Raw genomic sequence first — 5,262 nt, forward strand, 5'->3', positions numbered from 1 at the left:
CCGCTGGGCTAGCGGGGATAGTCTGTGGAGCGAACGTAAGACCATAAACTCCTTGCGGGTGGAGGCTGTTGCTATGAAGCAGAAACCTAAGATGTGAATCTTAGGAATCACTGTGGCTTTAGCCCGGTGAGGATGTCAATTTAGTTGCGATCGCATTGAGCCTGAGATTCTGTCACTACAGCGATAGTGGCTTACAGCGATCGCACCCTACAGCGATCGCGCAAAATCCAAATATTGCCGACAGACTCCGAGATAATCCAGGGCTTGGGCGCGGGCTTGGCCTTTGGGGCGATAGGGTTGGTAAATGTCAGGATTAACGAGGACATCGCGGAGGGTTTTCGTTAAAGCGGCCTGATTCCCCATCGGAACCAGTAACCCCGCCTCGCCGTAGTCGATTAACTCCTTCGCGCCGCCGGGGGCATCGGTGGTTAAGACCAGGGAACCACAGGCCAGGGCTTCGGAGAGGGCGAGGGGGCAACCTTCCCAAGCGGAGGCGAGGACGAAGAGATCGCAGGCTTGCATGTAGGGGTAGGGGTTGGCGGTGAATCCGGCGAGATCAACGCGATCGCGCACTCCCAATTGTTCGCAAAGTTGGGTTAACTCGCCCCGTAATTGTCCTTCGCCGAAGATGAGTAACCGGGCGGGAAGGTCGGGGGTAGCGGCAGCAAAGGCGCGGATCAGCAAATCCAGTTGTTTTTGTTTGGCAAGCCGGGCAACGGTGAGGATGACGGGCTGATCTTTGGGGGTGAACCAGGGGTGGCGCGGGGTCTGTTGGGCTTGGGTTTGGACGCGGTGGAGGTGGATGGGGTTGGCGATCGCAATTTTCGGAATGTTGGGATCAATTCGGAGCGTGTCGCGTAGATCCGTGAGGGTATCTGTACAGACGGCGATCAAACCTGCCGCAAAGGGGTAGGTGTGGCGCATCAAAAACGGCATCAACTGCATCCGCCGTTCCCGGTTCAGTTCGATGCCGGATTCGAGGCTGATGATGTTGTGTTCGGTGATGATGACGCGGGTGGGCACGAAGGCGAGGAGCTTGGCCCAGACGGCGACGACGTTGAAATACCACGGCATCGAAATCAGCACATCGGGCCGGGCCCGGCGCAAATAGTTCCGCAGCGCCCCGATGGCAGCGATCGCCCTCGGCACATCCAACGACACCACATTCACATCGGGATAGCGGGCCTTTTCCTCGGCGGTGGCACGCAGAACGACCAAATCACAGGGGTAGCCTAATTCCGTGAAACCCCGCACCAGGGTTGTCCCCAGATTTGTAAACGCTCCCCCTTCGATGCCGTGGGTGAAAATCGCGAGTCGTTTGATGCTCATGCCGAATCCCCTGCGCGATCGCAAGCATAGCCGAGGGTTTGGAAAATGGTGGCGGCGAAACGGTCGGCGCGGTTGAGGTCGGCGAAGGCTTGCATTTGATCGCGATCGCCCACTGGATTCGGGTCTTGGTTTAAAAAGGTACGGAATCCCGCCGCGATCGCCTCTGGTTGCGTCGAATCCACCGCCAACCCCAACCGATAGCGCCGCACCAATTCCCCCATCAACCCATAATCTGAACTCAACACCGGCCGCTGCACCATCGCCGCCCAGACTAAAATCCCACTCATCCCCACATGACGCTGATAGGGAGCCAAAATCACATCCGCGCTCTGTAAATACCCCTGCAACTCATCAAAGGGTAAAAAGCGATAATCCCCGACAATTTGCACCATCGGTTTTGCGGCGCAAACTTCGGCAATTTTCGCCTGCAATACCGTTGCATCCTCGACACTCGCCTCCCCCGCGAAGATCAGGGTAATCCGCTCACAGTCTTGATCGGAGAGTTGCAACAGGGCTGCAAGGAGTGGAAAAATACCTTTCCGACTCGTTAACGCCCCAAAGAGCAAAAAGACGCACCGTTGCGGATCAATTGCCAAGTTTTCCAGGAGTTGCGATCGCGTCAGATCCGAAGGGGGCAAGGGTTGAACCGGGTCAGCGAGGGGAACGATTTGGGTTTTGGGATTAAACCGATTCAGGCCGTCCACGGCATAGCGATCCAATGAAAAGAGAGTTTCTAGGCGAGGATGGCGCAACACCCGACTGAGAAGGATTTTTTCGCGCCATTCTTGCACTGTGGCTTTTGGGCTGGGGATGTAGCCGGAAAAGGTGCGGTAGTGAAAGGTGGGGCGAAAGTAGATGCCAGAGACGGGAACCGGGGCGGTTTTGCCAAAAAAGAGGGGCAAGATGCAGGTGTCGAAGTAGAGAATTAAGCAGTGATCGGGCTGGAGGCGATCGCAATAGTTCACCAGCAGTTGCCATTCATCAAAATTGCGTTTGGCCCTTGTCCAGCCGTTGGTGCGGGGGCTGAGGCTGGCTTCTTCGGCAGCGGTGATCGGGTGAAAGTGAATCCGGTCAGGGGCGAGGGATTGGGCGAGGGCGATCGTCTCTGGGTGTACCTCCGGAAAGCGCGACGACACGACAAAATCGAGATCACCGGGTAATCGCTGCTGATGCCAATAGTTGATCAGCGTTTCCATATAGGAGGGATGATGACCAAAAACTGACAGGTCAAAGAGCATGAGGCGGGGGGCCGGTTTCATATCACTCACAGCAACCAAAACCAACAACAGGGGATGAATCGTGCCTATGTCATACCATACTCGATTCTCGCTGTGCCGAGGATTTATAGCAGTGGACAAATTTGTTAGGACAGGCAAGGGGCTTAAGCCCCTTGTTCCAGAGTAAATGTCTTAACTGCCCTGGCTAGTGCTATAAATCCCTATGCCGAACCCGTGCCAACGGGTTTTCGTTCTGAGCCAAGAACTTCAGTTCTGGGCGGTGGGGGGTTGGCGATTGGGGGGGATGGGCGGTGGATTGGTAGGTGTTCGGGCGATCGCAGGCGTTAACCTTGCGGGCAATTTTTAGGGGGAATGGGGGCGTGAGTACGGTAAACACTACCCCGAAACGAGTTGCCAGGGGATCACGCCGTTCGTTAAATTAGCACTCGTGTGGTGAGAGTGCTAACGCTAAACACAACCACCCCACACCTCAACTATCTCAATCTCTTATGGAGGCTTTTACATGGCTGCTTTAACCATCAATGTTTCTACTGTTAATCCTTTGGGCGATCGCGTTTTCATCAAAGTTAGCCCCAGCGAAGAACAAACCTCTGGCGGTATTTATCTCCCCGACACCGCCAAAGAGAAGCCCCAAGTGGGAACCGTTGCCGCTGTGGGCCCCGGCAAATTGGACAAAGATGGGAACCGCGTTGCAGTGGAAGTGAAAGTGGGTGATAGCGTCCTCTACTCCAAATACGCTGGCACTGACATCAAACTCAACGGCGAAGAATACGTGCTGTTGTCGGAAAAAGACATCCTCGCTTCGGTTGCGTAAGCTTTTCTCTTCAGCAATTTCTACCGACTTCAACAACACTTACAAGGATTTAGAGCACTATGGCTAAGAGCATCATTTACAACGAAGAAGCGCGTCGCGCTCTCGAAAAAGGCATTGACCTGTTGGCGGAAGCCGTGGCCGTCACCCTCGGCCCCAAAGGCCGCAACGTGGTTCTCGAAAAGAAATTTGGCGCACCTCAAATCGTCAATGACGGGATCACGATCGCGAAAGAAATTGAACTCGAAGACCACATCGAAAACACCGGGGTCTCCTTGATTCGTCAAGCCGCCTCGAAAACCAATGATGTCGCCGGGGACGGAACCACCACCGCCACCGTTTTGGCCCATGCCATGGTCAAAGAAGGCCTGCGCAACGTGGCCGCTGGTGCTAACCCCATCGCCCTCAAACGCGGTGTGGATCGGGCTACGGAATTCCTCGTCGGTCGGATTAAGGATCAAGCTCGTGAAATTTCGGACACGAAAGCGATCGCGCAAGTGGGTTCCATCTCCGCCGGGAACGATGAAGAAGTGGGCGAAATGATTGCCCAAGCCATGGAAAAAGTGGGTAAAGAGGGCGTGATTTCCCTCGAAGAAGGCAAATCGATGATCACCGAACTGGAGATCACCGAAGGGATGCGCTTTGACAAAGGCTACATTTCCCCCTACTTCGTCACCGACACCGAACGCATGGAAGCGGTGCTCGAAGACCCCTACATCTTGATCACCGATAAAAAAATCGCCCTGGTTCAAGACCTCGTCCCCGTCCTCGAACAGGTGGCCCGCTCCGGCAAGCCCCTGATGATCGTTGCTGAAGACATCGAGAAAGAAGCCCTCGCCACCTTGGTTGTGAACCGTCTGCGCGGTATCCTCAACGTGGCTGCGGTGAAAGCGCCTGGGTTTGGCGATCGCCGGAAACAAATGCTCGAAGATATCGCCGTCCTCACCGGCGGAACCCTGATCACCGAAGATGCGGGACTCAAACTCGATGCCACCAAGCTCGAAATGCTCGGCACTTCCCGCCGTGTCACGATCACCAAAGAAACCACCACCATCGTCGCCGACGGCAACGAAGCCGCAGTGAAAACCCGCTGCGACCAAATTCGCCGCCAAATCGAGGAAACTGAATCCTCCTACGATAAAGAAAAACTCCAAGAGCGTCTCGCCAAACTCTCCGGTGGTGTGGCTGTGGTCAAAGTCGGTGCTGCCACGGAAACCGAAATGAAAGACCGCAAGCTGCGTCTCGAAGATGCGATCAACGCCACCAAAGCCGCTGTGGAAGAAGGCATCGTCCCCGGTGGTGGGACAACCCTCGCCCACCTCGCCCCCCAACTCGAAACCTGGGCCACGGAAACCCTGAAAAATGAAGAGTTGACCGGTGCGATGCTCGTGGCGCGTGCCCTCCTCGCTCCCCTGAAGCGGATCGCTGAAAATGCCGGTCAAAACGGTGCAGTGATCGCCGAGCGGGTGAAGGAAAAAGACTTCAACGTGGGCTACAACGCTGCCACGGGTGAGTTTGTCGATATGTTCGAGGCGGGTGTGGTTGACCCGGCGAAAGTGACCCGCAGTGCGCTGCAAAACGCGGCTTCCATCGCGGGCATGGTCTTGACCACCGAGTGCATCGTTGTGGACAAGCCGGAAAAAGAAAAAGCAGCGGCAGGCCCCGGCGGCGGTGACTTCGATTACTAAACCGTAAGGTCTGCGGGAGTGCGATCGCCGTTGCGGTGTTCGTTCTCCTCTAATGAATTGACATACTCCCCCGTTAATTGCTAAAGCAATCTAACGGGGGATTCTTAGATTCACACCTAAGAGTTTCTGCTTCACAGATTGGTAACTAGGCAAAGCCCCCGTCCCATCATCTCCACAGACATTTTCAGATACGCCA

5 protein-coding genes are annotated in these 5,262 nt (G+C 55.4%); 3 read left to right on the top strand and 2 right to left on the bottom strand.

The window, feature by feature from the left end; all coding sequences use genetic code 11:
- Window positions 1-207 precede the first annotated feature (207 nt).
- Both PN477_RS02150 and PN477_RS02155 read right to left on the bottom strand, forming a co-directional pair.
- Window positions 208-1,329, bottom strand: coding sequence for a glycosyltransferase (locus tag PN477_RS02150; protein WP_272117104.1), 1,122 nt, complete (start codon window positions 1,327-1,329; stop codon window positions 208-210).
- Window positions 1,326-2,588 carry a glycosyltransferase gene (locus PN477_RS02155; RefSeq protein ID WP_272117107.1) on the bottom strand — a complete coding sequence of 421 codons (1,263 nt, stop codon included), beginning with the start codon at window positions 2,586-2,588 and terminating at the stop codon, window positions 1,326-1,328. The genes PN477_RS02150 and PN477_RS02155 overlap by 4 nt, the downstream gene beginning before the upstream one ends.
- A gap of 181 nt (window positions 2,589-2,769) precedes the next feature.
- On the opposite strand from PN477_RS02155, the gene PN477_RS02160 reads away from it, so the two are divergent.
- The 3 genes from PN477_RS02160 (at window position 2,770) to groL (ending at window position 5,066) form a co-directional block, all read left to right on the top strand.
- Window positions 2,770-2,913 (top strand): hypothetical protein, encoded by a 144-nt coding sequence (locus PN477_RS02160; RefSeq protein WP_272117110.1) that lies wholly within the window; start codon window positions 2,770-2,772, stop codon window positions 2,911-2,913.
- Between the two features lie 156 nt (window positions 2,914-3,069).
- Window positions 3,070-3,381 carry a co-chaperone GroES gene (gene groES / locus PN477_RS02165; protein ID WP_072619280.1) on the top strand — a complete coding sequence of 104 codons (312 nt, stop codon included), beginning with the start codon at window positions 3,070-3,072 and terminating at the stop codon, window positions 3,379-3,381.
- 59 nt (window positions 3,382-3,440) lie between these two features.
- Window positions 3,441-5,066 (top strand): chaperonin GroEL, encoded by a 1,626-nt coding sequence (gene groL, locus PN477_RS02170; RefSeq protein ID WP_272117113.1) that lies wholly within the window; start codon window positions 3,441-3,443, stop codon window positions 5,064-5,066.
- The last annotated feature ends 196 nt before the right edge of the window (window positions 5,067-5,262 follow it).

The organism is Spirulina subsalsa CS-330, assembly GCF_028330765.1.
GTDB classification, from domain to species: Bacteria; Cyanobacteriota; Cyanobacteriia; order Cyanobacteriales; family Spirulinaceae; genus Spirulina; species Spirulina subsalsa_A.

Excerpts from the sequence above, each read along its gene's own strand:
- PN477_RS02150 (WP_272117104.1), bottom strand. The coding sequence starts at position 1,329 with ATGAGCATCAAACGACTCGCGATTTTCACCCACGGCATCGAAGGGGGA.
- PN477_RS02155 (WP_272117107.1), bottom strand. The coding sequence starts at position 2,588 with ATGAAACCGGCCCCCCGCCTCATGCTCTTTGACCTGTCAGTTTTTGGT.
- PN477_RS02160 (WP_272117110.1), top strand. The coding sequence starts at position 2,770 with ATGCCGAACCCGTGCCAACGGGTTTTCGTTCTGAGCCAAGAACTTCAG.
- groES (WP_072619280.1), top strand. The coding sequence starts at position 3,070 with ATGGCTGCTTTAACCATCAATGTTTCTACTGTTAATCCTTTGGGCGAT.
- groL (WP_272117113.1), top strand. The coding sequence starts at position 3,441 with ATGGCTAAGAGCATCATTTACAACGAAGAAGCGCGTCGCGCTCTCGAA.